This is a genomic window from Lichenibacterium dinghuense (assembly GCF_021730615.1).
GTDB lineage: Bacteria > Pseudomonadota > Alphaproteobacteria > Rhizobiales > Beijerinckiaceae > Lichenihabitans > Lichenihabitans dinghuensis.
In genome coordinates this window covers 3010261-3036580 of record NZ_JAJLMN010000001.1, presented here as the reverse complement: position 1 = coordinate 3036580, position 26320 = coordinate 3010261, and the positions used below count along the sequence as shown (strand labels likewise).

Annotated in this window: 22 protein-coding genes; 5 read left to right on the top strand and 17 right to left on the bottom strand. The window is 74.1% G+C overall.

Features of this window, described 5'->3' with window-relative positions; translation table 11 throughout:
- Nucleotides 1–31: 31 nt before the first annotated feature.
- Complete coding sequence (rnhB, locus tag L7N97_RS14460) at nt 32–706, top strand: ribonuclease HII (RefSeq protein WP_428981058.1); 675 nt, start codon at nt 32–34, stop codon at nt 704–706.
- Nucleotides 707–877: 171 nt separating this feature from the next.
- On the top strand, nt 878–2053 hold the full coding sequence (locus tag L7N97_RS14455) for a site-specific DNA-methyltransferase (protein ID WP_237479047.1): 1176 nt from the start codon (nt 878–880) through the stop codon (nt 2051–2053).
- Nucleotides 2054–2227: 174 nt separating this feature from the next.
- Here L7N97_RS14455 and L7N97_RS14450 read toward each other — a convergent pair whose 3' ends face one another.
- The 9 genes from L7N97_RS14450 to L7N97_RS14410 form a co-directional block, all read right to left on the bottom strand.
- On the bottom strand, nt 2228–3403 hold the full coding sequence (locus L7N97_RS14450; RefSeq protein ID WP_237479046.1) for a pyridoxal phosphate-dependent aminotransferase: 1176 nt from the start codon (nt 3401–3403) through the stop codon (nt 2228–2230).
- Nucleotides 3404–3519: 116 nt separating this feature from the next.
- Nucleotides 3520–3798 (bottom strand): hypothetical protein, encoded by a 279-nt coding sequence (locus L7N97_RS14445; RefSeq protein WP_237479045.1) that lies wholly within the window; start codon nt 3796–3798, stop codon nt 3520–3522.
- A gap of 357 nt (nt 3799–4155) precedes the next feature.
- Complete coding sequence (locus L7N97_RS14440; RefSeq protein WP_237479044.1) at nt 4156–5574, bottom strand: DEAD/DEAH box helicase family protein; 1419 nt, start codon at nt 5572–5574, stop codon at nt 4156–4158.
- Nucleotides 5575–5740: 166 nt separating this feature from the next.
- Nucleotides 5741–6655, bottom strand: a complete 915-nt coding sequence (locus L7N97_RS14435) for a beta-xylosidase (RefSeq protein ID WP_237479043.1) — start codon at nt 6653–6655, stop codon at nt 5741–5743.
- Entirely contained in the window at nt 6652–7416 is a 765-nt protein-coding gene (locus tag L7N97_RS14430) for a TIGR04290 family methyltransferase (RefSeq protein ID WP_237479042.1), read from the bottom strand. Before L7N97_RS14430 ends, L7N97_RS14435 begins: the two co-directional genes overlap by 4 nt.
- A complete protein-coding gene (locus L7N97_RS14425) occupies nt 7413–8156 on the bottom strand; it encodes a sugar phosphate nucleotidyltransferase (protein ID WP_237479041.1) in 744 nt (247 codons plus the stop codon). Before L7N97_RS14425 ends, L7N97_RS14430 begins: the two co-directional genes overlap by 4 nt.
- Before the next feature lie 169 nt (nt 8157–8325).
- Nucleotides 8326–9402, bottom strand: coding sequence for a CgeB family protein (locus L7N97_RS14420; protein ID WP_237479040.1), 1077 nt, complete (start codon nt 9400–9402; stop codon nt 8326–8328).
- A complete protein-coding gene (locus L7N97_RS14415) occupies nt 9399–10010 on the bottom strand; it encodes a histidine phosphatase family protein (protein ID WP_237479039.1) in 612 nt (203 codons plus the stop codon). Before L7N97_RS14415 ends, L7N97_RS14420 begins: the two co-directional genes overlap by 4 nt.
- A gap of 24 nt (nt 10011–10034) precedes the next feature.
- Complete coding sequence (locus L7N97_RS14410) at nt 10035–11114, bottom strand: inositol-3-phosphate synthase (RefSeq protein WP_237479038.1); 1080 nt, start codon at nt 11112–11114, stop codon at nt 10035–10037.
- Between the two features lie 249 nt (nt 11115–11363).
- Between L7N97_RS14410 and L7N97_RS14405 the strand changes: the two genes are divergently transcribed.
- Nucleotides 11364–12407 carry a hypothetical protein gene (locus L7N97_RS14405; protein ID WP_237479037.1) on the top strand — a complete coding sequence of 348 codons (1044 nt, stop codon included), beginning with the start codon at nt 11364–11366 and terminating at the stop codon, nt 12405–12407.
- A gap of 126 nt (nt 12408–12533) precedes the next feature.
- Here the strand turns inward: L7N97_RS14405 and L7N97_RS14400 are convergent, their stop codons facing one another.
- Nucleotides 12534–13298 (bottom strand): ATP12 family chaperone protein, encoded by a 765-nt coding sequence (locus L7N97_RS14400; RefSeq protein ID WP_237479036.1) that lies wholly within the window; start codon nt 13296–13298, stop codon nt 12534–12536.
- 3 nt (nt 13299–13301) lie between these two features.
- Complete coding sequence (locus tag L7N97_RS14395; RefSeq protein WP_237479035.1) at nt 13302–14363, bottom strand: RluA family pseudouridine synthase; 1062 nt, start codon at nt 14361–14363, stop codon at nt 13302–13304.
- 216 nt (nt 14364–14579) lie between these two features.
- Here L7N97_RS14395 and L7N97_RS14390 point away from each other — a divergent pair, with 216 nt between their 5' ends.
- A complete protein-coding gene (locus tag L7N97_RS14390) occupies nt 14580–15695 on the top strand; it encodes an ABC transporter substrate-binding protein (RefSeq protein ID WP_237479034.1) in 1116 nt (371 codons plus the stop codon).
- A gap of 4 nt (nt 15696–15699) precedes the next feature.
- On the opposite strand, the gene L7N97_RS14385 is transcribed toward L7N97_RS14390, so the two are convergent.
- The 4 genes from L7N97_RS14385 to L7N97_RS14370 form a co-directional block, all read right to left on the bottom strand.
- Nucleotides 15700–16053 (bottom strand): helix-turn-helix domain-containing protein, encoded by a 354-nt coding sequence (locus L7N97_RS14385; RefSeq protein ID WP_237479033.1) that lies wholly within the window; start codon nt 16051–16053, stop codon nt 15700–15702.
- Entirely contained in the window at nt 16019–16303 is a 285-nt protein-coding gene (locus L7N97_RS14380) for a BrnT family toxin (RefSeq protein ID WP_237479032.1), read from the bottom strand. The genes L7N97_RS14385 and L7N97_RS14380 overlap by 35 nt, the downstream gene beginning before the upstream one ends.
- A 97-nt stretch (nt 16304–16400) precedes the next feature.
- The gene (locus L7N97_RS30280; protein ID WP_237479031.1) at nt 16401–17588 is read right to left on the bottom strand and encodes a GGDEF domain-containing protein; all 1188 of its coding nucleotides are present in this window, start codon (nt 17586–17588) and stop codon (nt 16401–16403) included.
- A 140-nt stretch (nt 17589–17728) separates the two neighbouring features.
- Nucleotides 17729–17932: a hypothetical protein gene (locus tag L7N97_RS14370; RefSeq protein ID WP_237479030.1), complete on the bottom strand. Its 204-nt coding sequence runs from the start codon at nt 17930–17932 to the stop codon at nt 17729–17731.
- Between the two features lie 177 nt (nt 17933–18109).
- Here L7N97_RS14370 and L7N97_RS14365 point away from each other — a divergent pair, with 177 nt between their 5' ends.
- Nucleotides 18110–19339 carry an SGNH/GDSL hydrolase family protein gene (locus L7N97_RS14365; RefSeq protein WP_237479029.1) on the top strand — a complete coding sequence of 410 codons (1230 nt, stop codon included), beginning with the start codon at nt 18110–18112 and terminating at the stop codon, nt 19337–19339.
- Between the two features lie 21 nt (nt 19340–19360).
- Here L7N97_RS14365 and pbpC read toward each other — a convergent pair whose 3' ends face one another.
- Both pbpC and L7N97_RS14355 read right to left on the bottom strand, forming a co-directional pair.
- Nucleotides 19361–21385, bottom strand: a complete 2025-nt coding sequence (pbpC, locus tag L7N97_RS14360) for a penicillin-binding protein 1C (protein ID WP_237479028.1) — start codon at nt 21383–21385, stop codon at nt 19361–19363.
- A 38-nt stretch (nt 21386–21423) separates the two neighbouring features.
- Nucleotides 21424–26145 (bottom strand): alpha-2-macroglobulin family protein, encoded by a 4722-nt coding sequence (locus L7N97_RS14355; protein WP_237479027.1) that lies wholly within the window; start codon nt 26143–26145, stop codon nt 21424–21426.
- Nucleotides 26146–26320 lie beyond the last annotated feature (175 nt).

Here is a 26320-nt window from a genome sequence, read left to right as displayed (position 1 = left end):
CCCCCACCCCTCCGTCCGTGGTAGCTCAACGATCCGACGGGCCGGCCGGGTCCGCGGCCGAGACGAAGGTGCCACACTGCCGCCACACGACGAATGGGAGCGCGCGCTGCGCGCCGCGGGCTTCCCCCGCGTGGCGGGGGTCGACGAGGCCGGGCGCGGGCCGCTGGCCGGGCCGGTGTCGGCCGCCGCCGTGATCCTCGATCCCGCGGCCCTGCCGCCCGGCATCGACGATTCCAAGGCGCTGACGGCGGAGAAGCGCGAGGCGCTGTTCGACGCCATCCTGGGCAGCGCGCTGGCGGTGGGCGTCGGCCTCGCGCCCGCGGCCGAGATCGACGCCGTCAACATCCGGCAGGCGACCTTCGCGGCCATGCGCCGGGCCGTGCGGGCCCTGGCGGTCGCGCCCGACCACCTGCTGATCGACGGCCGCGACGTGCCGCCCGGCCTCCCCTGCCCGGCCCGCGCGCTGGTGAAGGGCGACGCCCTGTCCCTGTCGATCGCCGCGGCCTCGATCGTCGCCAAGGTGACGCGCGACCGGCTGATGGTGCGGCTCGACGCCCTCCACCCCGGCTATGGTTTCCGGATCCACAAGGGCTACCCGACGGCAGCCCATCGTGCGGCGATAATGCGGCACGGGCCGACGCCTTTCCACAGGCTGAGCTTCGGCACGGTGGCGCGCTCGGCCGTGCCGGGACCGCGAGGCGCCTGACCGCCCCGGCCGGCACGTCCCTGTTCCGCCTCGCCTTTCGCCCGCGCCACGAAGCGCCGGACCTGCGCGCGTCGCGAAAGGGGACGCACCTTTCAGCGTCTTGGAAACCAGCCCTTAAGCTTAACGACGATATGGTCTTTGTCGTGAGTAGCGTTTTCCGGTGTGTGTCATATGTCTCAAGCACAGGCCGGTACGGCCGCTTCGAAGCTCCAGTCTAAGGTATCGCGTGCTGGAGCTTCGACGGCTCGTCTCAGGGCCGTTCCACCCGTCCTCGTGGACAGGATCATCCTGTCGGACTGCCTCGATGCTTTGGCGTCGCTGCCGGCCGAGAGCGTCGACCTGGTCTTCGCCGATCCGCCCTACAACCTCCAGCTCTCGAACCCGCTGACGCGGCCCGACCAGAGCGCGGTCGACGCCGTGGACGACGACTGGGACAAGTTCGCGTCCTTCGCCGACTACGACCGCTTCACGCGGGCCTGGCTCAAGGGCGTGCGCCGCGTGATGAAGCCCAACGCGACGCTGTTCGTGATCGGCTCCTACCACAACATCTTCCGCGTCGGCTCGGCGTTGCAGGACCTCGGCTTCTGGATCCTCAACGACGTCGTGTGGCTCAAGGCCAACCCGATGCCGAACTTCCGCGGCCGCCGCTTCACCAACGCTCACGAGACCCTGATCTGGGCCTCGCGCGACCCCGACGCCAAGGGCTACACCTTCAACTACGAGGCCATGAAGGGCGCCAACGACGACACGCAGATGCGGTCGGACTGGTTCATGCCCATCTGCTCGGGCTCCGAGCGCCTGAAGGACGCGGACGGCGACAAGCTGCACCCGACGCAGAAGCCCGAGGCGCTGCTGACGCGCGTGATCCTCAGCGCGTCCAAGCCCGGCGACGTGGTGCTCGACCCCTTCTTCGGCACGGGCACGACGGGCGCGGTGGCGCGCCGCTACGGCCGCACCTGCGTGGGCATCGAGCGCGACCCCGCCTATGCCAAGGCGGCGGCGGCCCGCATCGCCGCGGTGGTGCCCGCCGATTCCGACACGCTCGACGTGCTCGCCACCAGGCGCTCCGAGCCGCGCCTCGCCTTCGCGACGCTGCTCGAATCCGGCGCCGTGAAGCCCGGCCAGCCGCTCTTCGACGGCCGCCGCCGCGTGACCGCCAGCGTGCGCGCCGACGGGCTGATCCAGGTCTCGAACATCGCGGGCTCGATCCACAAGGTCGGCGCGCTGGTCCAGGGCCTGCCCTCCTGCAACGGCTGGACCTACTGGCACTACGAGGAGGCGGGCGAGCTGAAGCCCATCGACGTGCTGCGCGAGCGGGCGCGCGCGGGGATGCGCGACGGGGGCTGACGCAGCCCCCTCGACCGTGCTCCGCCGGTGTCTCGCCTGCGGTGACCCGCCGCGCACTGTCGTCCCGGGTCAGGCCCGGGACGACACGGTCGGGACAGGGCGGCACCACGCCCCCTCATCCGACCCGACTTCGTCGGGCCACCTTCTCCCGCGAGGGGAGAAGGGACCTGCGCTTCACCCCGCGAGGCTCCGCGCGTAGCCGGCGATGCGGCGGCAGCCCTCCGCCAGCCGGTCCGCCGGCGCCGCCATGGCGAGCCGCACGAAGCCGCTCGTCGCGGGGCCGAAGGCCGCGGCGTCGACCAGCGACACGCCGGTCGCCCGGAACAGCCCCCAGGCGAAGTCCGTCGAGCCCAGGCCGGTGCCGCGCACGTCGATCAGCGCGAACATGCCCGAGGCCGGCCGCAACAGGACGAGCCCCGGCACGCCGGCGAGCCCTTCCGCCACGGCGTCGACGCGCGCCCGGTAGGCCTCGCGCATCACCGCCGTCGTGGCGTCGTAATCGCCGAGCGCCACGATCGCGGCCTCCTGGATGAAGCCGGGCTGGCCGTAGAGCATGTTGAGCCCGAGCCGGTCGAGGTGGCGGATCAGGTCCTCGGGCCCCACCACCCAGCCGGTGCGCCAGCCCGTCATGGCGTGGGACTTCGACAGGCTGCCGATGGTCGCGGTGCGCTCCGCCATGCCGGGCAGCGCGCGGATCGAGCGGTGCTCGCCCTCGAACACCAGGCTCTCGTAGACCTCATCGGCCACGACCCACAGGTCGTGCCGGCGCGCGACGGCGGCCACGGCCTCGAGCTCGTCCCCGGTCATCACCACGCCGGACGGGTTGTTGGGGTTGGCCATCAGGATCGCGCGCGTGCGCGGCGTCACAAGGCCGGCGAGCGCGCCGACCGCCGGGCGGAAGCCGTCGTCCGGCGAGGCGGAGACGCGCACCACGGACGCGCCCGCCGCCGCCACCGTGGCCTCGTAGGTGGCGTAGATCGGCTCCATCACCAGCACCTCGTCGCCGGGGTCGAGCAGCGACAGCATCACGGCGAAGAGCCCGTTCTGCGCGCCCGCCACGGTCATGACGTTGGCGGGCCCGGTCGGTGCGCCGGTGCGCCTCCGCTGCACGCCGGCGACGGCTTCCCGCAGCGCCGGGCGGCCGGGGATGTAGGTGTAGTGGGTGTCGCCGGCCCGGAGCGCCTCCACGGCCCGCTCGACGACCGGCGCCGGCGTGTCGAAGTCGGGGTCGCCGACCGAGAGCAGGATCACGTCCTCGCCCCGCGCCTGCGCGAGCCGGGCCTCGTGGTGGATGTGCCAGGCGGCGCCGCCGGGCGCGTCGAGCCGGTCCACGAGCGAGGAGAAGCGCATGGGGCGGAAACCTTTCGGGCGGACACGGGAGGCGGTCTCCTACCGCCCCGCGCCGCCCGGCGCCACCCCGCCGAGGTCACGCGGGGGCGCGGCCGCGGGGAAGCTCCGCGCGCGCCTCAGTGCGGGCAGCTCTTGTCGAGCTCGGCGGCGAGGTCGAAGCCGGCAAACAGCGTGCCGGGCTTGAACTTGAAGCTCGGCTTCAGCGCGATCGGCCCGGCGGCGGGCTGCAGCGTCATCGGCACGGCCGCGTTCCAGGAGCCGTCGGCGTTGTGGTGAAAGCTCTTGCAGGGCATGTCGTAGACGTCCTTCGTGCCGGGCGCGGCCGGGGGGGCGGCCTGGGCCAAGGCCAGGGACGGCAGGGCGAGCAGGGCGGCGGCGAGGGTCAGGGTCTTCACGGTTCGGTCCAGATCGGGTTTCGCTGGCCCGCCTTATGGCGCAACTCGCGCCCGTCCTCCAGGCATGCGTGCAGGGGCCGGGCTGCGGCTAGAGGCTGTTATGAACCATGGAGGGCGGCTCCATTGCGGCGCGGCGAGCCGAATGGCAGGAGAAGCTTGCAGCCGGTACGTCCGTACCGGCAAGAGCTTCGACGCACCAGGCGGCCGCTGCGCCGCAACCCCGGAGGGGCCGGGCCCTTTTCGGCGCTCGGTTCGTCGACTTGCTCGACCGTGGCTCAGCCACGCTCATCGCAAGTCTCCTGCCGATCATCCGAAGATGGCTCCGGTCGAGCCACCCTCCATGGTTCATGACAGCCTCTAGGCCGTGCTCCCGTAGATCCGCATCACGATCGCGTCGATAGCGGCGGTGTCGTCGCCCGCCATGCCGTCCATGGCGGCCATGCGGCCCACGACGGTCGAGGCGATGCGCTCCTCGACGGTCTCCTCGGCGTAGAGGTAGTGGATCACCGCCTTCTCGCCGTCGCGGTGGCAGCGCCCCTCGATCTGCCCGAGCTGGATGGCGCTGTGGCGCATGTCGTGGACCAGCAGCGCGCGCACCCGCTCGCCGCCCGGCATCTCGCCCGCGTGGAGCGAGATGGATTCCGTCACGGTGAACACGACCGCGTCGAGCGCGCCGGTCTGGAAGGCGACGCGCGCCGCCTCGTTCGCCTCCGCGCCCTGCCGCCCGTCGATCGCGCCGATGCGCCAGCCGCGCCCTCGCAGCGCGTCCGCCAGCATGGTCGCCGTCTCGAGGTAGGCGACCGAGACCGCCACCGCCTGGCCCTCGTCGAGCAGCTCCTCCGCGGCGTCGACTGTCCCGGGGACGCGGAGCAGGCTGGCCTTCTGGCGGAAGCGGAGGTCGGCGGCCCAGCCGACGGGGCGGCGCGTCGAGCCGCCGAGCAGGCCGAGCTCGCGCCGGAAGTCGCGCCAGGTGGCGTCGTAGAGGCGCCGCTCGGCCGGGGTCAGGGCCGTGGGGGACAGCACGCGCTGCACCTCCGGCCAGCCCGCCACCTCCTCGGGGCGGCGGCGCAGCCCCACGGCGTCCGGCCCGCGGTAGAGCAGCGCCGCCATGGAGGCGCGGTCACGGTCGTTTGGCGCCCAGCGCCAGTTGGTCCAGCGACCCTTGGCGCCGCCGATGCCCAAGCGGCGCATCAGCTCGCGGTAGCCGGCGAGCGTCGGGGGCGGCGCGTCGGGGCCGTGGGCGAGGAGGCGCCCGAGGTAGCTGAGCTCGTGCGGCGATTGCCCGGCGGTGGCGCTGAGGTATACCGTGAAGTCCGCGGCGTCCGCGACCGCCCGGCAGGCCATGCTCTGCTGGCTGTAGGGGTTGCGCAGGCGATGGCTCTCGTCGAACACGACGATCGGCCAGGCGCGCTTCGGCCGGCCCTCGCGGGCGAGCTCGTTGTTCTTGGCGCGCGCTGACTTGCGCGTCGTCTTCTCGGGCAGGGCCAACAGCGATTTGGAGCGCTCGTAGTTGGTAAGCGTGACCGATTTTTCGGGCAGGCCCGCGCGCGCGATGGTGCGCCGCCACTGCGGCAGCGCGCCCTTCGGCGCCACGATCAGCACCTCCGCCTCCGGCATGGCCGCCACGGCGGACCAGACCGACAGCGTCTTGCCGAGGCCGGTGAGGTCGCCGAGCAGGAAGCCGGGCTTACCCGCCGCGCGCGCGGCCAGGATGGCGTCGCGCGCCGCGCGCTGGTGGGGCCGCGGGACGAGGATGTCGGGGGCGTCGGGGGTCAAATTGTCAGGTCGCGATCCAGCGGGACGCAAGACCCTTCTCCCGTGAAACGGGAGAAGGTGTCATCGCGAAGCGATGACGGATGAGGGGACTTCGAGAGGCGCCGGGATCCCCTCATCCGCCTCGGCTCTGCCGAGGCACCTTCTCCCATTCCATGGGAGAAGGAGATCACGCCGGTATCGGCTTCACCGGCCCGGACCCCACGTAGCGCCGCACCATCTCGGCGCAGAACTCCGCGAAGCGGGCCGGGTCCTTCGGGGCCGAGGTGTGGTGGGGCGCGATGCCCTCCTCCTCGGGCGTGAAGCAGAACGTCACGGTGGTGTCGAAGGGCTCCAGCGCGCGCACCAGCCGGTCGAACCAGCGCTCGGCGTCGGGGCGCAGCCAGTCGGCCCAGGACAGGCCCGTGCGCAGGTAGGTGACGCCGAGGCGCTTCATCCACTCCACCGCGTCGTCGAGCCGATGGTCCTCGTAGTGGAACCACTGGCACAGGCCGACGTCGGGGGTGACAGTCCGAAAATGCTCGGCCGCGATCTTGGGCGTGCCGTCCTGGCGCAGGATGCCCATGGCGAAGTGCCGGTAGTAGGAGGAGCCCTCCGCCTCCTTGTGGCGCGTCGTCGCCTCCCACTCCTTCGGCAGGTCGTAGAGCGAGTACCAGTGGATGCGCGGCGCGCGGCCGCGGAGCAGCTCGGCCGTGCGCTTCAGCCCCCAGTCCTGCACCTCCTCGGCGCCGAAGGTCGAGACGCCGACCTCGGACACCCAGATGGGCTTGTCCGTGACGGCGCGGATCTCGTCGATCTTCTGCGGCCAGTCGTGCAGCGACCACAGGTTCCAGTCGAGCGGGAAGCCGTGCACCGCGACCGCGTCGACGTGCTCCATCACGCCGCGCGAGGCGAGGAGCTGCACCCAGGTGGGATCGATCGGCGACATGCCGCCGAGCACGCGCGGCAGGCTGGCGTTCTCGGCCCGGATGGCCTTCGCGGCCAGGACCACCATCTCGCAGAACTTCACCCAGCCCGGATCGACCTCGGGGTCCCAGTGGGACTTGTTGTTGGGCTCGTTCCAGATCATCGCGGCTTCGATCATCGGGCGACACTCTTCGAAGGGTAGGCCGCCTCGACGAAGGGTCCCCGCTCGCCGCGGCGGCACAGGAACACCTCGGGGTCGGGGTTGGCCAGGATGGAGAATCCGGCGGAGCGCAGCATCGCGGCCGAGCAGGCGCGGTTGGGCGCCCACCAGTTGGTCGGGTCCTGCGAATAGTCGCGCTCGATGAAGTGCATCTTCGGGTAGCCGGGCGCGTCGAAGTGGCCCTGCTCGCTGAAGGGGTAGTCGGGGGCGACCTCGGCGACCTCGTCCGAGCCGCGCTGCATCGACTGGAACAGGAGGAGGTCGTCCGCGACGTTCTCCCAGATGAGGTCGAGCGCCAGCAGCGGGTGGCGCAGGTGATAGAGCACCCCCATGAAGACCACGAGGTCGAAGCGCTCCCCGAGCGACCCGACGTCGTAGACCGACATCCGCCGGAACTCGATGCCGTCGACGCCGAGCGCCTCGCAGGCGAAGCGCGCCTGGGCGAGGTAGTCCTCGTCGAAGTCGATGCCGAGCACGCGGGAAGCGCCGCGGCGGCGCATCTCGATCGCGTAGAAGCCGCCGTTGCAGCCGATGTCGAGCACGCTCTTGCCCGTCAGGTCCTCGGGCAGCACGTGCGCGAAGCCGCGGAACTTCACGCCCGGATAGTCGCCGAGGAAGTGGCCGGGCGCGGTCCACACGCCGCCCCCGAGGTCCATGTTGTGGAACCAGGGGCCGAGCGCGTCGGCGCGGGCGCGCAGGGCGCCGGGGTCGAGTGTCATGGGGTGGTCTCGTGTTCCGTGGCCTGCTCGAGCAGGCCCATGGCGGCGCGGTAGCCGTTGAAGGTGCCGGTGTCGACGTAGGCCTCGCCGGCCCTGACCCCCACCGCGCGGCCGCCGCCGGCGATGTAGGCGTTGACCAGCGTGCCGAAGTACTCGTCCTGCCGCTCGCGCGCGATCCACAGCGCGTGGAGCGCGTGGAACACCGCGCCCGGCATCTTGAAGGCGCCCCAGATCCAGCGCGACGCGGCGCCCTCCCGCTTCACCTGGATCTCGACGACGGAGCCCCCCTCGTCGAGCACCACGGCGTCGAACAGCTCGGGCCGCTCGACGGGGAACAGCAGGAACGACAGGGCGTCGTCCGGCAGCGCCGAGAAGCCGCTCTCCGGGAACCACACCGTGTCGGGCAGGCCGACCATCACGGGCTCGCCCGGCGGGATCAGCGGCGCCGCGCGGAACACGGCGTCGCACAGGCCCGAGGGCTGCGGCTGCACCACATAGGCGACGTCGGCCCCGGCATAACCCGCGCCGTAATAGGCCAGGATGTCGTGCTTGCCGGGCGAGATCACCATGCAGATCTTGCGGGCGCCGCCCAGCACCATGCGGTCGAGCAGGTATTCGCTGACCGCGCAGGGCCGCTCGACGCCACCGTCGAAACGGCTGCCGACGGGCAGCAGCTCCTTCGAGAAGGCCAGCGGCTGGATGCGGCTCCCCCGGCCCGCGGCCGGCACGATGCCCCACATGGTCAGATCTCCGCCCGACGTGTGCACCCTTCTCCCCTCGCGGGAGAAGGTGCCCATGCGAAGCATGGGCGGATGAGGGGGCCTGCCGCACGCGTCGGGGTTGCCCCCTCATCCCCCTGCCGGGACCTTCTCCCCAGGGGGGAGAAGGGCGAAACCTCCCGGCGTCGCGTCATCGGACCGGTCCCCACGCCGCCGCGACCGCGGCTTCGAAGTCCGCGGCGCGGTGGTCGGAGGTGTGCTCGGCCAGCACCCGCGCGCGGCCGGCCTCGGCGATCCGCCGCAGCTCCGCGTCGGACAGGTCCACGGCCGCCAGCGCGTCCGCGGTGGTGCGGGCGACGATCAGCTCGGAGCCGCATGCGAAGAAGCTGTCGAGCCCGTCCCAGTCGTCCGTCAGGATGGTGGCGCCGCAGGCCGCGGCCTCGAACAGCCGGCCGGACGGGCACCAGCCCATCGCCGCCATGGCGCGCCGCGTGACGTTGAGGGTCAGCCGCCCGGAGGAGAAGAAGGCCGGGTGCTCGGGCGGCGGCAGGTGCTGCACGAAGAAGATGTTCTCCGCCCAGGGGAAGTCGGCCGGGTATTGCGCCCCGCCGATCAGGAAACGCGAGGCGGGCCGCGCCAGCGCGGGCTGGATGAACAGGGCTTCGAGCGCCGCCTGCCGGTCCGCCGCGTAGGTGCCGAGGTAGCTGAGGTCCGCGGCGAAGCGGTCCGCGCGCGCCACGGGGCGGTGCACCGCGGGGTCGACGTGGCCGTAGAGCGGCGCCACGCGGCGCGCGCCGAGGCGCGTCCGCAGCGCGTCGAGCGCCGGGCCGCCTGTGTAGCTCAGCACGAGATCGTAGCCCGAGAACCCGTCCGGCCCCACGTAGGCCGGGGGGGCGCCCCCGTCGAGCGCCGCCAGCGTCACCGGCGTGTCGAGGTCGTAGAAGAGGCGCAGCGCGCGCGGCGCGTCGAGCACGGCGCGCTCGGCCACCGCGGCGTCCGGGCAGTAGCTCGTCACCAGCGCGACGTCGGCCTCGGCCACCGCCCGGCGGGCCCGCGCCGCGACCGCGTCCCAGTCCGGGTAGAGCACGAGCTCGCCGCCGGGGAGCGCGTGGAGGTCGCGGTTGTGGCGGTAGTAGTCCGTGTCGCGCTCGAAGAACGTCACGGCGTGGCCGCGCCGGTGTAGCGCCTCGATCAGGCCCCGCCACAGCGTCGCGTGGCCGTTGCCCCAGGACGACGACACCGTGAGGCCGAAAACGACGACCTTCACGGGCCCGCGGCCTCGGCCGCCGGGGCCTCGTTGAGCCGCACCACCCGCATGTAGTCGCCGTAGACGTGCAGCGTCGTCACCGAGGCCGGGTCGACCGTGAGGTGGTCGTGGCGGTCGAGCGACAGGCCCATCGCCGCCATGGCGACCGCCTTGACGACGTCGGAATGGGTGACGAGCGCGATCGTGCTGTCCCCGGGCTCGGCGGCGAGCCGCGCGATCAGCGCGAGCGCGCGGGCCTGGACGTCGGCCATGCCCTCGCCGCCCGGCATCGTGCAGGTCGCGCGCTCGCTGTTCCAGCGGTGCCAGTGCGGGTCGTCGGGCAGCTTGGTGAAGTCCGCGCCGGTCCAGGTGCCGCAGTCGATCTCGACGATCTCCTCGGCGGTCTCGACCTCGCAGCCGACCCGCGCCGCGATGGCGTCGGCGGTCTCGCGGGTGCGCTCCAGCGGCGACGAGATCACGCGGGCGATGCCGCGCCCCGCCAGCATCGCGGCCGCGCGCTCGGCTTCGCCGCGCCCCGCCGCGCTGAGGCTCACGCCCGGCATGCGGCCGACGAGCGTGCGGCCGAGCAGCCCGTGGCTGCCGTGGCGGACGAGGAGCAGCGTCAGCATGGGCTCGTGGTCCCCATGGAGGCCCTACTCGGCCCCGGCCATGAAGCGCACCGCGCGCTCGCGCGCCTCCTCGTCGGTGAACTGGCGCGGGGGCGACTTCATGAAGTAGCTCGACGGCCCGATCAGCGCGCCGCCGATGCCGCGGTCGAGCGCGATCTTGGCGCAGCGCACCGCGTCGATGACGACGCCCGCGGAGTTGGGCGAGTCCCACACTTCGAGCTTGAGCTCGATGCTCATCGGCGTGTCGCCGAAGCCCGTCCCCTCGAGGCGGATGTGGGCCCACTTGCGGTCGGTGAGCCAGGGCACGTGGTCGCTCGGGCCGACGTGGATGTCGGCGGCGTCGAGCGGCACGTCGAACTGGCTCGACACCGCCTGGGTCTTGGAGATCTTCTTGGATTCGAGGCGGTCGCGCTCCAGCATGTTCTGGAAGTCGGAGTTGCCGCCGAAGTTGAGCTGGTAGGTGCGGTCGAGCCGCACGCCGCGGTCGCGCAGGAGGTTCACCAGCGTGCGGTGCACGATGGTGGCGCCGACCTGGCTCTTGATGTCGTCGCCGACGATCGGCAGCCCGGCCGCGGCGAAGCGGCGCTCCCACGCCGGGTTCGAGGCGATGAAGACCGGCATGCAGTTGACGAAGCCGCAGCCGGCTTCGAGCGCGCGCTCGGCGTAATATTCGGCGGCCTGCTGCGAGCCGACCGGCAGGTAGCAGACCAGCACGTCGACGCGCTTCTCCTTCAGCACCGCCGCCACGTCGGCCGGCGCCTCCCCGGACTCCGTCACGACGTCGCGCAGGTAGCGGCCGAGGCCGTCGAGCGTCGGCCCGCGCTCGACGCGCACGCCGGTCGGCGGCACGGCGGCGAAGCGTTGCGTGTTGTTGGGCGCGGCCCGCAGCGCGTCGGCGAGGTCGAGGCCCACCTTGGCGTCCGACACGTCGAAGGCCGCCACCGGCACGACGTCGCCGACGTGGTAGCCCCCCACCTCGACGTTCATCAGCCCCGGCACCGGCGCGTTGGACGAGGCGTCCTTGTAGAATTCGAGGCCCTGGACCAGGGACGAGGCGCAGTTGCCGACCCCGACGATGCCGATGCGTAGCTGCTTCTGTCCCAATGCCCGATCCCTTGATGCTTCGGCTGCTTAGGACGGAACGGCCTCCATTGCAAAGCCGTCCAGGCGTCGCGGGGGATGGACAGGGTGAACGGGTTGCAGGAGCGATTCTCCGGTCTTCAACCATTCCAAGCATCGGGCGTGGAGAAGGGGGCGACGCACGGGGCCGGCCCGAATGGTTCAGCGCTTCTTAAACCCCGCGGTGGCATCTGATCTCGTCCGACGTGTCTCGGTCGGGGGTGGGGCGTGCTGATGGTGTCGAGTCGAGCCTTGTCGGCCGTGGTCTGCGTGGTCATCGGCCTCGGCTGCATCGGCAGCGTGGTGCGGGGACATCCGGCGAGCGCGGGTCCGACGGTCGCGGTGGCGGTCGCCGCGAAGGCTCCCCCGCCCGAATCATCGCCTTCCCCGGCTCGCCCGGCCGCGCCGCCGGTCCAGGTCGCGTCCGCCGCCGCGGCCGAGGTCGACACGGAGCTGCCGACGGGCTCGATCGCGCCCGGCTCGGCCGTGCACGTGCCGAACCCGGCCGCCTACAAGGGCGCCCCGAAGATGGGCGACCCCGTCACCGTGACCGGGGCGGAGGCCATCAACTATCTCGCGGGCAACACGCTGCGCCGCGAAGGCCCCGGCGAGCCGCTGCACTTCACCTATTTCGCGTCGCGCGGCCTCACGGGCGAGGGCGACGAGCGCGGCTTCACGGCGCGGCGCTGGGACCGCGAGCGGCCGGAACTGTGCGAGGCCGGCCCCGGCGGCGCGACCCTGTGCCGGAGCGTGTCGATCCTGCTCGACGGCATCTACGAGTTCCCCGGCGCGCGGCTCGGCACCGTCACGCTCGGCGCCGCGGCCGGCGTCCCCGCCGCCACGGCCGTGCTGGTGAAGGGCAACGCCATGCACTTCCCCGAGCACATCCCCTTCCTCGACAGCGCCGTGGACGTCGCCGCGGTGGCGGACGGGGCCGCGCCGCGCGACCCCCTGGAGGCGCTCGCCGGCCACTCCGTGTCGGCCGCGGTCGCCGGCGCGCGCGGGCGGCAGGTTAGCTACTACGCGAAGGACAACCGCCGGTTCGAGCTGCAGCAGGTGCAGGCCGGCGACGGCAAGGCCGTGCAGGTGACGGTGGGCCACTGGCACGCCGCCAAGGGCGGCCTGTGCCAGGCGCGCACGGCGGGCGGGCCGCAGACCTGCTTCAAGGTGGAGGCCGCGGCGGGCGGCCTGCGCCTCGTGCCGACCGGCAAGACCGGCGACGCCCAGACCCTGACGCTGCTGCCCGAGACCGGCGCCCGCGAGGTCGCGCAGGATTGAGGCTGGAGGGCCTCGGCCCCGTCCTGAGCGGGGCGCGGAGCATCGGGGTTGGCGCCCTTCTCCCGCGAGGGGAGAAGGTGGCGCGCCCCTTGCTCCATATCAGGCTCAGGGAAGGTGGGCGATCTTCTACCCCGCCAGCCGCCCCAGCATGGCCGCGGCGCGCATGTCGGCCCAGCGGCGCTCGCGGCGCTCCAGCGCCTCGGCGTCGGCGCCCCACTGCGATTCCTGGAACAGCTCGTCGACGTGGGCGGCCGCCCAGGCGTCCTCGGGCGTGAGCCGCGCCTGCATCACCGCCAGCGCCAGCAGCGCCGAGCCGGTCAGCGTGGTCATCACGTCGAGGGCCGCCAGGCGGAAGGGCGCGCCGGCGCCCGACCCCACCACGCCGTCGACCGCGGAGCCCATGGCGGCGAGGGTCGCGGGCGGCTGCGCCACGAAGGTGATCCCCTCGGCCAGCACGAAGCGCGCGCCATGGGCCTCGCGCGCCCAGTCGAGCACGGGGTCCCAGGCGCGCGCCTGCGCGAGGACGAGCGGCGCCGGGTCGGCGGCCCGGTAGGCGAGCAGGTCGGAGGTGAGGTAGGTCCGCACCTCGTCGGCCACGGCCGCCATCTGCTCGGCCACGCCGTCGATGGCGGTGTTGCACAGCCGCGTCAGCGGCATGCGGGCGGGGTCGATCACCTCCACCTGGGCGTTCCATTCGGCCGCCACGGCCTCGGCGGCGGCGCGGGACGGCAGCGCCAGCGGCCGCTTGGCGGGCGTCTTCGCGGCGCGGCCGTCGAGCACGAGCGCGAAGGCGCCGTCGCGCTCCTCGGCCGCGGCCTCGGCGTAGAAGCGCTTCGGCTTCGGCGGCGGGGCCTGCCGCCCCGGGATCATCGGGCCCGGCTCGTGCACCATGGGTCAGTCCTCGGGGGCGTTCTCGATCGGGTCGAACTGCTTCGCGTCGAAGGCGAACAGGTCCCAGCTCTTCTGCATATGGGGCGGCAGCGGCGCCGTCACGTCCAGCGTGCCGCCGCGCGGGTGCGGCAACACGAGACGGCGCGCCAGCAGGTGCAGCTTGTTCTCCACCTCGGACGGCACGGCGCGGGCCGGGTCGAGCTGCTTGGCGCCGCCGGGCGGGGCGACGCGGTACTTCGGGTCCCCGACGATCGGGTGGCCGATCGCCTCGGCGTGGGCGCGGAGCTGGTGGGTGCGGCCCGTGATCGGCTTCATCGACAGCCAGGCGAGGCGCGGCAGCACGCGGTCCACGGTCGCGAACAGCGTGACGGAGTGCTGCGCGTCCGGGTCGCCGTGCTTGGCGACGCGCATGCGCTCCATCGCGGCCCGGTCGCCGCCCTTCGGCCGCTCGGAGCGGTCGTTGCCCATGCCCTCGCCCTTGGCGAGGAACAGCGAGATGCGCCCCTGCGCGGGCTTCGGCACGCCCTGCACCAGCGCCCAATAGTGCTTGCGCGCCTGCCGCGAGCGGAACACCTCGCCGAGGTCGGCCGCCATCTTGCGCGTCTTGGCGACCAGCAGCACGCCCGACGTGTCGCGGTCGAGCCGGTGCACCAGCAGCGGCCGGTCGCCGCGCTCGTCGGCGAGGCTCGCCAGCATGCCGTCGATGTGGTGGTGGGTGCCGGAGCCGCCCTGGACGGCGAGGCCGTAGGGCTTGTTCAGCACCATCAGGTCGCGGTCCTCGAACAGCACCATCTCGCGCACCGCGCGCAGGTCCTCCTCGGAGGCCGCGGCGCGGCGGACGGCGGGGCCCGGGAACTCGCTCGCCTTCAGGGGCGGCACGCGCACGGTCTGGCCCGGCGCGACCCGCGTCGAGGTCTTCACGCGGGCGCCGTCGACGCGGACCTGGCCGGTGCGGACGATCTTGTTGAGGTGGCCGAGCGTGAGGTCGGGATGGCGCCGCTTGAACCAGCGGTCGAGGCGCATGCCGTCCTCGTCCTCGGTGACGGTCAGGGTCTCGACGCTCATCATCCATCCTCGTCGGGGGCAGGAGGCCCGAGGGGGATCGCACCGCGCCAGAGCCGAAAGCGGCGCGCCCGCGAGGGCGCTCCGCCGTGAGCGGCTGAGATGGCCCGGCCGGGCCGCGGATGCAAGCGCAATCGCGCGGCGCGGTCCGCGCAGGATCGGGTGCGGCCCCGCGCGCGGACCTTCCCCGCCCCGCGCCTTTCGCCTACCGTCGCGCGCATGACGACGCTCCGCTCCCTGCTCCTCGCCTCCGCCCTGCTGCTCCCCGCGGGGGCCCGCGCGGCCGACGACATCCGCATCGCGGTGGCGGTGCCGCGCACCGGCACGGTGGCGACGGCGGGCGACCAAGTGGTGGTCGGCGCCCAGGAGGCCGCGAAGGCCATCAACGCGCGCGGCGGCGTCGACGGGCGGCGCATCGTGCTCGACATCGAGGACGACGCCTGCGACCCGCGCCAGGCCATCTCGGTGGCGAACCGGGTGGTCGGCGAGGGCATCACGCTGATCGACGGCCACACCTGCTCGGCCGCCTCGATCGCCGCCATGCCGATCTACGCCGAGGCCGGCGCCGTGATGATGACGCCCGCCTCCGTCTCGGCCAAGCTGACCGACACGGCGGCGGCCAAGGGCTGGGCGGACATCTTCCGCGTCTACACGCGCGACGACGCGCAGGGGCTCCTGATGGGCGCCTGGATGGCGGAGCGCTTCAAGGACCGGCCCGTCGCCTTCGTCCACGACAAGGGCACGTACGGCAAAGGGTTAGCAGATGCGGTGCGGGCCGCCTTCGAGGCGCACGGGGGCAAGGTGGCCTTCGCCGAGGGCATCAACCCCGGCGAGAAGGACTATTCGGCCGTGGTGGGCAAGCTGCGCGGCGCGGGCGTGGGCGCCGTCTATTACGGCGGCTACCCGCCCGAGGGCGGGCTGATCCTGCGCCAGGCGGCCGACCAGGGCTACCACCCCGCCTTCATCACCACCTCGGGATTCTCCGCGCCGGAGTTCGCCTCCATCGCGGGCGCCGCCGCCGACGGCACGATCTTCCCCTTCCCGCCCGACTTCTCCAAGCGCCCGAGCGCCGCGGGCGCGCTCGACGCCTTCAAGGCCGACGGCGTCCCGGCGGACGGCTTCACGCTCTTCTCCTACGCGACGATCCAGGCCCTGGCCGAGGGCGTGCGCCGCGCGGGCTCGACCGACGGCGCCAAGATGGCGGCCGCGCTGCGCCAGGGACCGCCGATCGACACGGTGATCGGGCCGCTGCGCTTCGACAGGAAGGGGGACGCGGAGGGGATCACCTATCAGATCGACGTGTGGAAGGGCGGGAAGTACGCGCCGTTGGAGTGAGGGGTCAGGCGGCGCGCGCCGCCAGGGCGGCGGCGACGGCCTCCGGACAGGAGGCGATCACCACGAGATAGGCCCGAGCGGCGCCGTCCGGCGCCTTGCGGCCCTGCTCCCAGTCGCGCAGCGTGCCGAGGGGGATCTGGAAGCGCTGCGCGAAGGCCTCCTGAGACAGGCCGAGCGCGCGGCGGATCACCCGCGCCTGCGGCGTGCGCGGGAGGGTGGCCATGTCGTCGTCGGACAGGGCGCGCGCGTCCGCGTCGGCCAGCGCGGCGGCGTGGCGCTCCTCGTCCGTCATGGCGTCGAAGCGGCTCCAGTCGAGCGGCGCCTCACCCTCGGTTCGCGTGGTATCTGCGTCGCTCATGCGGTTCCGCTCCGCGGGCCGAGATGATCCGGGTGGCCCCGCCCCTCTCCGTGTAGACGACGCACAGGATCCGCTTGTCGACCGAAGCGAGCGTGATGAAACGCTCTTCCCCGTAGTCCGCGCGATCGTCGCGCCAGTCCAGGGCGAACGGGTCCTGGAACGCGAGGCGGGCCGCCTCGAAACTGACCCCGTGGAGGGCGAGATTGCGAGCCGCCTTGGCGTCGTTCCATTGAAACGACCCGTCGTCCATCACTACGGCTTATCCGTAGTCGATGGAGTCAGCAACGCGTTTCGGGCCACGGCGTCGACGCTGCGAATGCCATCCGCGTTGCATCGTCGGGCCGTGGCTACGCCACGATCCGCAGCGCCGGCCGCTCCCCCGCGGCCCGCGCCGCCTCCACGCCCTGCGCCCCGGAGTCCACCGAGATCCGGTCCCGCCCCGCCTGCTTCGCGGCGTAGAGCGCGCGGTCGGCGCGCTGGAGGTCGGCGTGCACCGTCGAGCGCAGCGCGCCCACCGCCGCTATGCCCAGGCTCGCCGTCACGGGATGGGGGATCGGCAGGGCGCGCGCGACCTCGGCCGTGAAGGCGGACAGCATCGCGTTGGCGTGGAACACCGCCGCGTCGACGTCGGCGCCGGGCAGGAACACCACGAACTCCTCGCCGCCGAACCGCGCCGCGAAGGCGCCCTCGGGCAGCGACGCGCGGACGGCCCCCGCGAGCGCGACGAGCACGCCGTCGCCGACCGCATGGCCGAAGCCGTCGTTGACGGCTTTGAAGTGGTCGATGTCGCAGGCGAGGGCGAAGCCGCGCTGCGGCTGCCCGGGCCTCGCGCAGGCGCGCTCGAAGCCGCGCCGGTTGAGCAGGCCCGTCAGGAGGTCGATCTCCGACGCGTCGCGGTGGTCCGCGATCGCCCGCAGCGCCACCGCCGTGAGCTGTACCAGGGGCACGAGGACGTTGAGGAAGGTCGACACGGTGTAGGACCACGCGACGTAGCCCGAGCTCATGTAGGTGTCGAAGCTCGCGTCGGCGGCGCCGAACAGCGCGAACATCGACGAGATGACGGTGCAGTTCAGCACCGTCAGCACGCTCGCCGCCACCATGGCCCGGTCGACCGGCGTGGCCGGGGCGGCCCGGAGATTCGCCAGGAACGGGACGAGGGCCAGCAGGGCCAGCCCCCAGTCCACCGTGAGGATCTCGCCCTTCAGGCTGTCGACGGCGAAGATCTGCCAGGCGTCGAGGGCGCAGATCGCGGCGGCGAGGCCGAGGTTGAGCCAAGGGCGGCGCGGCCAGCGGAAGAACAGCGCGGTCGCCTGCCCGAAGCCGACGAAGCCGAGCACGAAGACCGCGTCCACGAGCATGGTGTCGATGGTGCGGTGGAAGACGGTGGGGACGATCTCGCCGAGGTAGGCGGCGCATTGCGCCGCATAGGCGATCATCCACCAGAGGGCCGGCTTCGAGCCGTATCGCCACACGATGGCGAAGGCCAGGCTGAACGTCGCGAGCGTCGTGGGGAGCAGGAAGGCGTTGAGTTCCACCGGATGGCCTCGTCGGTCCTCGCGCGCGGCGAGCGAGCCCATCAAACGACACCGACTCGAAAGAAACCATGACGGGTGTTCAAGCCCGGGCTGCATGTCCCGCGCGACATCCGGCGATGGGGCCCCGCGCGGGGCCGCCGTCACCGCCGGTCGGGCTGCGGCGGGCGCTCCAGGATCTTGCGGGCGATCGCCTCCTCCTCTTCGGGCGCGATCTCGACCTGACGGCTCGAATCGTCGGGCTCGCCTCGCCCGCTCTGGCCGATGGTCTCGTCGCGCGGGCGGGCGTTGGGGCCGTCCGAGATCGAGGGCCCGTCGGCGGGGTCGGGCGTCGTGTCGGTCGCCATGGCGGTGCTCCAGATCCCACCAACGCCCGGCGCCGGACCGGCGATCCGGCCTCGCAACGCCCGCGCGCGCGTTTCCGCCCGGGGTCGAAGGCGGCGAGGTCCCTTGAGCGGCACGCCGAACTCGCGCAAGGTCGCGGCCGCGCAGCCGGGTGCCCCCGATCGTCGCGCGGATTCACGATGGCGGTCGAGAAATCCTGGTCTCCGCGGCTCCGCTCCGTTTCGGTGCCGTTCGTGACGACGCTGGCCGTGGCCCTGGCCCCGATCGCGCTGCTCGCCCCCCGGCCCGCCGCCGCGCAGGCGGTGGCGACCTGGGAATCCGGCATCGCCAACATCCCGGCGCCGATGGCGTCGGGCCGCACGGTGCGCCAGTTCGCCCGCATCGCCGTGGGCGGGACCGCGATCCGGCTGCGCTTCTCCAACGAGACCGGCACACGGCCACTCGCGCTCGGCGACGTGCATGTGGCGCTGCCGGGCCCGGCCCCGGGCTCGGTCGACCCGTCCACCGACCACCTCGCGCTCTTCGGCGGCGGCCGCACGACCGTGGTGGCGCCGGGCGGGGCCGTCGTCTCCGACGAGGTGCCGATGCCCGTACAGCCGCTGACGCGCCTCGCCGTGTCGGCCTTCTTCAGCTCGGCCTCACCCGTCCAGGTCGGACACCTCATCGCGTCGGAAACCAACTATCTCGCGCCCGGCCCGCAGGCCGATCAGGCCGTCATGCCGGAGGCCGTGCCGACGAGCTCTGGCTTCTACCTGTCCGGCATCTCGGCCGAGGTGGACAACCTCCCCGGCGGGGCCGTGGCCTGCCTGGGCGACTCGCTCACCGACGGGCTGGATTCGTCGCAGAACGCCGAGCGCCGCTGGCCGGACCGGCTGAGCGAGCGCCTGCTCGCCGCCACGCGCGGCCGCGTCGGGGCCATCGACGCCGGCATCAGCGGCAACGGGATGCTGCAGATCGCGCCGCTGGGCACCGGCGGCCCGAACGCCCCCGCGCGCCTGCCGCGCGACGTGCTGGGCCGGCCGGGCGTGCATTGGCTGATCGTCTACGAGGGCATCAACGACATCATCTACCCGCCCGACGCGGGCGACACCGCGGCGGAGCTGATCGCCGCCTACGGGCAGGTGATCGCCCGGGCGCACGAGGCCGGCGTGCGGGTGTTCGGCGCCACGCTGACGCCCTTCGCGGGCGCGGGGCCGGATTTCTATTCCCCTGCCAGGGAGGCGCTCCGCCAGCGCGTCAACGCCTGGATCCGGACGTCGGGCGCCTTCGACGCCGTGGTGCGGACGCCGACCGCGGTCCCACAGGTCCGCGCGGCCTACGACGGGAGCGACCACATCCACCTCAACGACGCCGGCTACGCGGCCCTCGCCGACTCCATCCCGCTCGGGGCGTTCCTGAGCGGACACTGAGCCGGCCCGTCGCCTGCCCGCTCACGGCGCCTCGCGGGCCACGACCCGGACCGCCGTCCGGTCCTCGTGGCCGGAGGCGTCGACCACCGACACGGTGAAGAAGCCGACGCCCTGCGGCGTCCAGGCCGCGTCGCGGGCGAAGGGGCGGCTGTCGATGGGCCGGCCGTCCACGAGCCAGCGGTAGGGGCGCAGGCCGCCGCTCGCGGCGAGCTTCACCTCGCGCCCCTCGCCGGCGTCGACCAGCAGGCGCGAGCCCGGGATTGGGAAGTCGATGTGGGGCCGGTCGGCCTCGGCGGCCGGCGCGCCGGCGGGGCCGAGCCGGACCAGGGCCGCGGGCGGCGGCCCGGCGAAACCCGCGGACAGCGGGCGGGGCGGGAGCGGGGCGGGCGGGAGGAGGTCGAACAGGCGGAACAGCACCGCCGCCGCTGAGGCGCCCGCGCAGGCGCAGGAGCCGCCGTCGGCGCGGCCCATCCACACGCCCGCCGCGCGCGCCCCGTCGAAGCCGACCGCCCAGCCGTCGCGGAAGCGGAACGACGTGCCGGTCTTGAAGGCGATGCGCCCCGGCTGCGCCCCGCTGCCCTGCGGCGGCACCACGCCGAGCAGGATGTCCGTCACGGCGTCGGCGGCGTCGCGGCCGAACAGCGGCGCGGCCGCGACGGCGCCGGGCCGCCCGGCCGGGTCGGGCCGCTCGCGCAGCGGCACCGCGGCGCCCCCGTCCGCCAGCCCCATGTAGGCTTCCACCAGCGTGTCGAGCGTCGTGCCGACGCCGCCGAGCGCGATCGGCAGCGCCGGGGCGGCGTCGCCGGTGCCGAGGTCGAGCCGGAGCCCGGCCCCGCGGAAGCGCTCGGTGAAGGCGACCGGGCCGAGCCGGTCCAGCACCGTGACGGCCGGGAGGTTGAGCGAGCGCTGCAGCGCTTCGCGCGCCGTCACGTCCCCGCTCACCGTGCCGTCGAAGTTGTGGGGCGCGTAGTCGTCGAAGCGCGCCGCGGCGTCGCGCAGCAGGCTGCCCGGGTGGGCCTCCAGCCCGTCGAAGGCCATGCCGTAGATGAAGGGCTTCAGCGCCGAGCCGGGCGAGCGCAGCGCGCGCGTCATGTCGACCGCGCCGAGGCGGCGCGCGTCGAAATAGTCGGCCGAGCCGGCGCGGGCCAGCACGGCCCCGCTCCGCCAGTCGGCCACGATGGCGGCCAGCGTCACCGGCCGCGGCAGGTCGGCGAGGGCCGCGGCGAGCTGCAGCTCGACGCCGCGCTGCAGCGCCGCGTCCAGCGTCGTCGCGACGCGCCCGTCGGCCGGGGCACCGCGCGCGAGCCGCTCGGCGAGGTGGGGGGCGAGGGCCGGCAGGGGCAGGCGCGCGGCCGGCACCGCGGCCGCGAGCGCGCTCGGCAGCGCCGCCGGCTCGATCGCCCCCTGCCCGAGGGCCAGGCGCAGCACGCGGGCGCGGGCCGCCGCGGCGCGGGCCGGGAAGCGGTCCGGCCGCAGCCGCGTCGGATCGCGCGGCAGCGCGACCAGCAGCGCCGCCTCGGCGTCCGACAGGTGCTCCGGCCCCTTGCCGAACCAGGCGAGGCTGCCGGCCGCGATGCCCTCGACGTTGCGGCCCATGGGGGCGAGCCGGAGGTAGGCGTCCAGGATCTCGCGCTTCGACCAGTGCGCCTCGATCTGCAGCGCCCGCAGCGCCTCGATCAGCTTCGAGCGCAGCGTGCGGGGCCGCGGCTCCAGGAGGCGCGCGACCTGCATGGTCAGGGTCGAGGCGCCCGACACGGCGCGGCCGCGGTGCACCCGCTGGGCGAGGGCCCGCGCGAGCGCCAGCGGGTCGACGCCGGGGTGGGACCAGAACCGCCGGTCCTCCACGGCGACCAGCATCGTCAGGTAGTTGGGCGAGACGGCGTCCGGCGTCGAGGCGAGCCGCCAGCGGCCGGACCGCGTGAGGAACATGCGGAGCGGCGCGCCGTCGCGGTCGGACACGACGGTCGACACCTCGCGCAGCCGCGCGTCGGGTATGGGGAACAGGCGGTCGAGCGCGATCCCCGCCGCGGCGGCGGAGAGCAGCAACGCACAGACAGGCAGCCCGACGCGCCGCGCCGCGCCCGTCACGGCTTGCGCGCCGGCTTCACCTCCAGCGTGCCCGCCGCGCCGCGGGCGTGGAAGGCGGGGGCATACATGTCCTCCACCTGCGGGCCGGGCAGCGCGTAGGTGCCGGGCGTGACGGCCCGCACCGCGTAGGCGAGCTTGAAGCCTCGCCGGTCGCCGCCGGGGTCGAAGCCCGCGACGTAGCGGTCGTCGCGCACGGCCTTGAAGGTCGGCTCCGTCAGGTCCTTCAGCCAGCCGAAGCTCGACGTGTCCTCCGAGCCCTCGAGGCCCACGGTGCCGGGCTCGAGCCCGGCCGGCAGCATGTCGACCAGCAGCGCCTTGCGCTGCACCGCCCCGTCGGACGTGCCCTCGACCACCACGACGAACTCGTCGTTCTGGTGCACGTCGGCGAGGTCGACCGCGGAGCCGTCGAAGCGGAGGTAGCTGCGCGACACGGTGAAGCCGTTCGCCTCAGCGGGCTGCGGGCCGGAGGGCACCCCAGTGGTGGCCAGCGACACGAAGGCCGGCGCCGTGCCGCGGTTCTCGATCCGGACGGCGCGCCCCTGCCCAAGCGGCAGAGCGGCATCGACCCGCGGCCTGCCGGCCGAGGGGCGCCCGTCCACCGCGAGGTCGAGCGGCCCCTTGCTGCCCAGCGCCAGGGCGGCCCGCAGCACCCACACCTCCTCCTGCGTGCTGAGATAGCGCGCGCCCGCGGCGGCGTGCGACAGATCCGCGGCGGCCTGGACCAGCTGCGCCTCGGGCAGCAGCTTCTCTTCCGCGGCCAGCGCCAGCGCCATGGCGCGGTCGCGCAGGGGCGAGCCGTAGTCGTCGAGGTAGACGCCCGGGTCGCGCCGCGCGGGCGGCCCGCGCAGCACCGCCGCGGCCTCGCCGCGCTCGCCGGCCCGGGTGAGGGCGGCGGCGAGTTGCAGCCGCGCGATCTCGCTCGGCATCCCCCGCCCGTCGCGGGTCGACACGTAGCGGAGCTGGGACAGGTCGAGCCGGTTCGCGCGGGCCAGCACCACCGCGGCGTAGGCATCCCCCGCCACCTCGGCCGGGGCCGGACCCGCCGCGGCGAAGCGGCCGGCCAGCCACGCCAGCGCGCGCTTCTCCATGGCTTCGGGCACGGAGGCGCCGGCCTTCCCGGCGCGCTGCAGGAAGTCGACCACGTAGGCGGTGAGCCAGATGTTGTCGCCGTCGAAGGCGCTCCAGTAGCCGAAGGAGCCGTCCGCCATCTGCAGCGAATAGAGCCGCGCCACCGCGCCCTGCACCGTGGGGTTGGCACCGACCGAGGCCGCCGCCTTCTCGCCGAGCGCCGCGGCGTAGAGTTCGGGGAAGGCGCGGCTCACCGTCTGCTCGGCGCAGCCGTAGGGGTAGCGGCGCAGTTCGGCGAGGATCCCCGGCAGGTCGAAGGCCGGGTTCGCGGCCACCGACACGTCGAGTACCGCTGTGCCGGGCAGCATGTCGGCGCCGAGCGCGTCCCCGGCCGTCAGGCTCGCGCCGGGGTCGAGGCTGCGGACCTCGCGGCTCGTGACGTAGGGGTTGGGCGAGCGCACGCCGATGTCGAAGTCGCGCTCGGCCCGCGTGCCGTCGTCGCCGACGGCCACGAGGTGGACGTGGCCCGCGCCGAGCGCGCCCGTCGCCGTCAGGGTGCGGTCGACGAAGCGGCGCTTGTCGCGCTTCACGTCCTCGAAGTCGATGTCGGCCTTGTCGAGCGCGACCGGGCCGGCCGTGGTCACGGTCACGCGGTAGCGCCCTTCCGGCGCTTCGAGGTCGGTCAGCATCACCCGCACGCGGGCCTTGTCCCCCGGCGCGAGGAAGCGCGGCAGGGTCAGCTCGGCGAGGAGCGGCGGCCGCACCGTGACGGGGGCGTCGGCGTGGCCGAAGCGGTCCGCCGTCCAGGCCACAGCCATGAGGCGCAGGCGGCCGGAGAAGTCCGGCACGTCGAAGCCGACCCTGGCGTGGCCGTCGGGGCCGACCGCGACGGGCCCCGAGAACAGCGCCACGGTCCTGAAGGTCTTCACGTCGAGGCCGCCCATCTGCTTGGCCGCGCGGGCGTCGCCGCCCTCGACGAGGCGGCCGGGCTGGCCCTCGGGGTCGAGCAGGCTGCCGTAGACGTCGCGCCACTCGATGCCGGGCTCGCGCCGGCCGAGGAAGTGGTCGGCCGGGTCGGGCGACGCGAAGCCCGTCATGCGCAGCACCGCCTCGTCGACCGCCGCGACCGTCACGAAGGCGGATTCGCCGGGCGCGGCGCCCGCCACCGCCACGTCGGCGTCCAGCCTGCGCTTCGGCTCGACCCTGTCGGGCGCCGTGAGCCTGACGTCGAGGCGGTGGGCCGCGGCGGCGCCCGGCACCCAAGCGGCGCCGACGGCGCGCACGGGCAGGCGCGGGATCACAGCGCCCGACGGCGACACCGCCACGGCCAGCACGTAGGCGCCCGCCGGCGGCACGTCGCCGGCCTTGAAGCTGATCGTGGCGCCGCCCTTCGGCACCTCGACCTCCTGCACCTGGTGGAGGCCGCCCCCGTCCAGCATGGCGAGCACGCGGCCCGCGAAGGCGGGCTCGACCCGCGCCTCGACGGCGCCGTCGGGGCCGACGCTGGCCGAGACGGGGAGGACGTCGGGCTTGCGGTCGTCGGCCCCGGCCTGCGCCCACCAGCCCGAGCCGAAGCGCAGGCTGGTCGCGGTGCGGCCGTCCGGCGCGAAGACTTCCAGACGGTAGCGGCCGAGGCCGACGCGGGCCGCGACCCGGCCGCGCCCGTCGGCCCCGAAGGCGAGGTCGCCCCCGTCGACGCGCGTGTCCGTCACCTTGCTTTCGAACTGCCAGCGGCCGTCGCGGAAGAAGGCGTTGTAGGTATAGGTTTCGAGCACCAGCTCCCACCGGACGCCGGGCATCGGGGCCGGGTGCCCGTCGGGGTCGAGCGCCACGGCGTCGAAGGCGACGTCGCTGTTCTCCGCGGCCGCGCCGCCGAAGGCCGCGCGCAGGCCGAGGACGCCCGCCGCGCCGCGCAGGGGCCGCACCGCTTCCGCCTCGGCCGGGCGGCCGTCCACGTCGTTCACCGTGGCCTTGAGCCGGACCTCCAGCGGCACGGTGGTGTCGGGAGCCGCCCCGGCCGGGAAGGCGACGGTGGCCCGCCCGCCGTCGTCGGTCGAGAAGCTCCGGGGGTCGAGCGCCTTCGGCAGGAACGGCTCCTGGGCGAGGCCGAAGCTGTAGTCCTCGTAGCCCGCGAAGGGATGGGCGGCGGGCGCCAGGGTGGCGTCGAGCTGGCCCGTCAGGCCGGCGCCGGGGCTGCCGTAGAAGTAGTCGGCCTCCACGGAGGTCGTGATCGGCGCCGCGGCGTCGAGCGCGCCGGACGGCACGTCGAGCTTGGCTTCGAGCCGCGGCGGCATGAAGTCCTGGACCGACACGGTGGCGGAGCCCAGCCGCTCCGTGCCGGACGACCCGGCCCAGAGGGTCCATTCGCCGGAGTAAGCGTTGTCGGGGATGTGCAGGTCGAGCGTCCCGCCGCCCGCGCGGGCGAGGTCGAGCGGCATCCGGTCGACCTCGATGCCGTCCGGCCGCACGAGGTGGAGCGTGAGGGGCGCCCGGGCCGAGCCGGCGTCGCGGTCGCGCAGCAGCGCGCCGAGGTGCAGAACCTCCCCTGGCCGGTAGATGCCGCGGTCGGTCCAGAGGTAGGCGTCGAGCGGGCCGGGCGGCGCGCGGCCCTTGAGGTCGAGCGCCGACAGGTCGAGCGCCGGCGCGTCGAGGTCGACCGGCGTGAAGCTGCCGTCGGGGCCCGAGGCGGTCAGCAGGCGCGGCGCGTCGCCGCCCTCGCCGCGCAGCAGCCCGGCCGGCACGGTGACGAGGCCGTCCGCGCCGGTGCGCCACGTGGCCAGCACCTCGTCGGACTTCGCCACGAGCGCGACCGCCACGTCGGCCAGGGGCAGCGCGGTCCGGAGCGAGCGGGCGCTGACCAGCATTCCGCCGTCCGTCTTCACGGTGACGAGGCCGACGTCCGACACGCTGAACCACTGCGTCGCGCGAGTGTCGGACTCGTCCGGCTGGCGGTCGGCCGGCCAGGCCGCGGCCACGTAGACGCCGGGCTTGAGCCCCTTCAGCAGCGCGTCCACCGGCAGCGCGGTCGCGACCTCGCGGTTGGGCTTGGAGGCGATGTCGACGGTGCCGTCGAACACCTTGGCGCCCTTGTCGGCGATCCCGCTCAGGCCGTAGCCGTCGAGGTCCTGGCCCATCTGGTCGGTGGCGCCGCCGCCCACGAGCGCGCGCTCGCCGATCCGGTAGACGGCCACGCGCGCCTTCGCGACGTTGACGCTCTTCAGCGGCAGGCCGACGCCGGGCGCGTAGGGCAGCACGGTCTTCCGGCCGTCGAAGGTGACGCGGGCCTCGCGGTCCGGCACCGCCACCTCGACGGACACGTCCTTCGGCAGCGCCGTGCCGTCCGCGGCCGGCAGCCCCGCCTTGAGCCGCACGGTGTAGCGGCCGCCGTGCGTCAGCCCCGCGAGGCACAGGTCCCGGCCGCGCGGCTCCAGCGCGTGGTCGCCCGCGGGCGACACCTCGACGAAGGGCGCGAAGCCGCCGGGCGTTTCGCGCGGCAGCGGCGCCGAGAAGGAGAAGCAGGCGGCCGGCACGGCGCGGTCGGGCTCGACCGCCACGTCGAGGTAGTCGACCGCCCCCGCCTCGGCCGGCGCGAGGAGGGCCGCCGCGATCAGGACGCGGCGCAACGTCGAGACGAGAGATCCGCGCGACATGGACGGCACTTCCCCGCGATCATCGGTCGAAGTGCGACTCTATGGGCTCGCGGCCCGCGCGGCAAACGACGCGGGTCGGCCGCCGTTCACGGCATCCGGCCCCGGCCGATGACCCACAGGGCCAGCGTGGCCACGATGGCGGCCAGGAGCGCCACGCCGACGGCGTCGGACATCG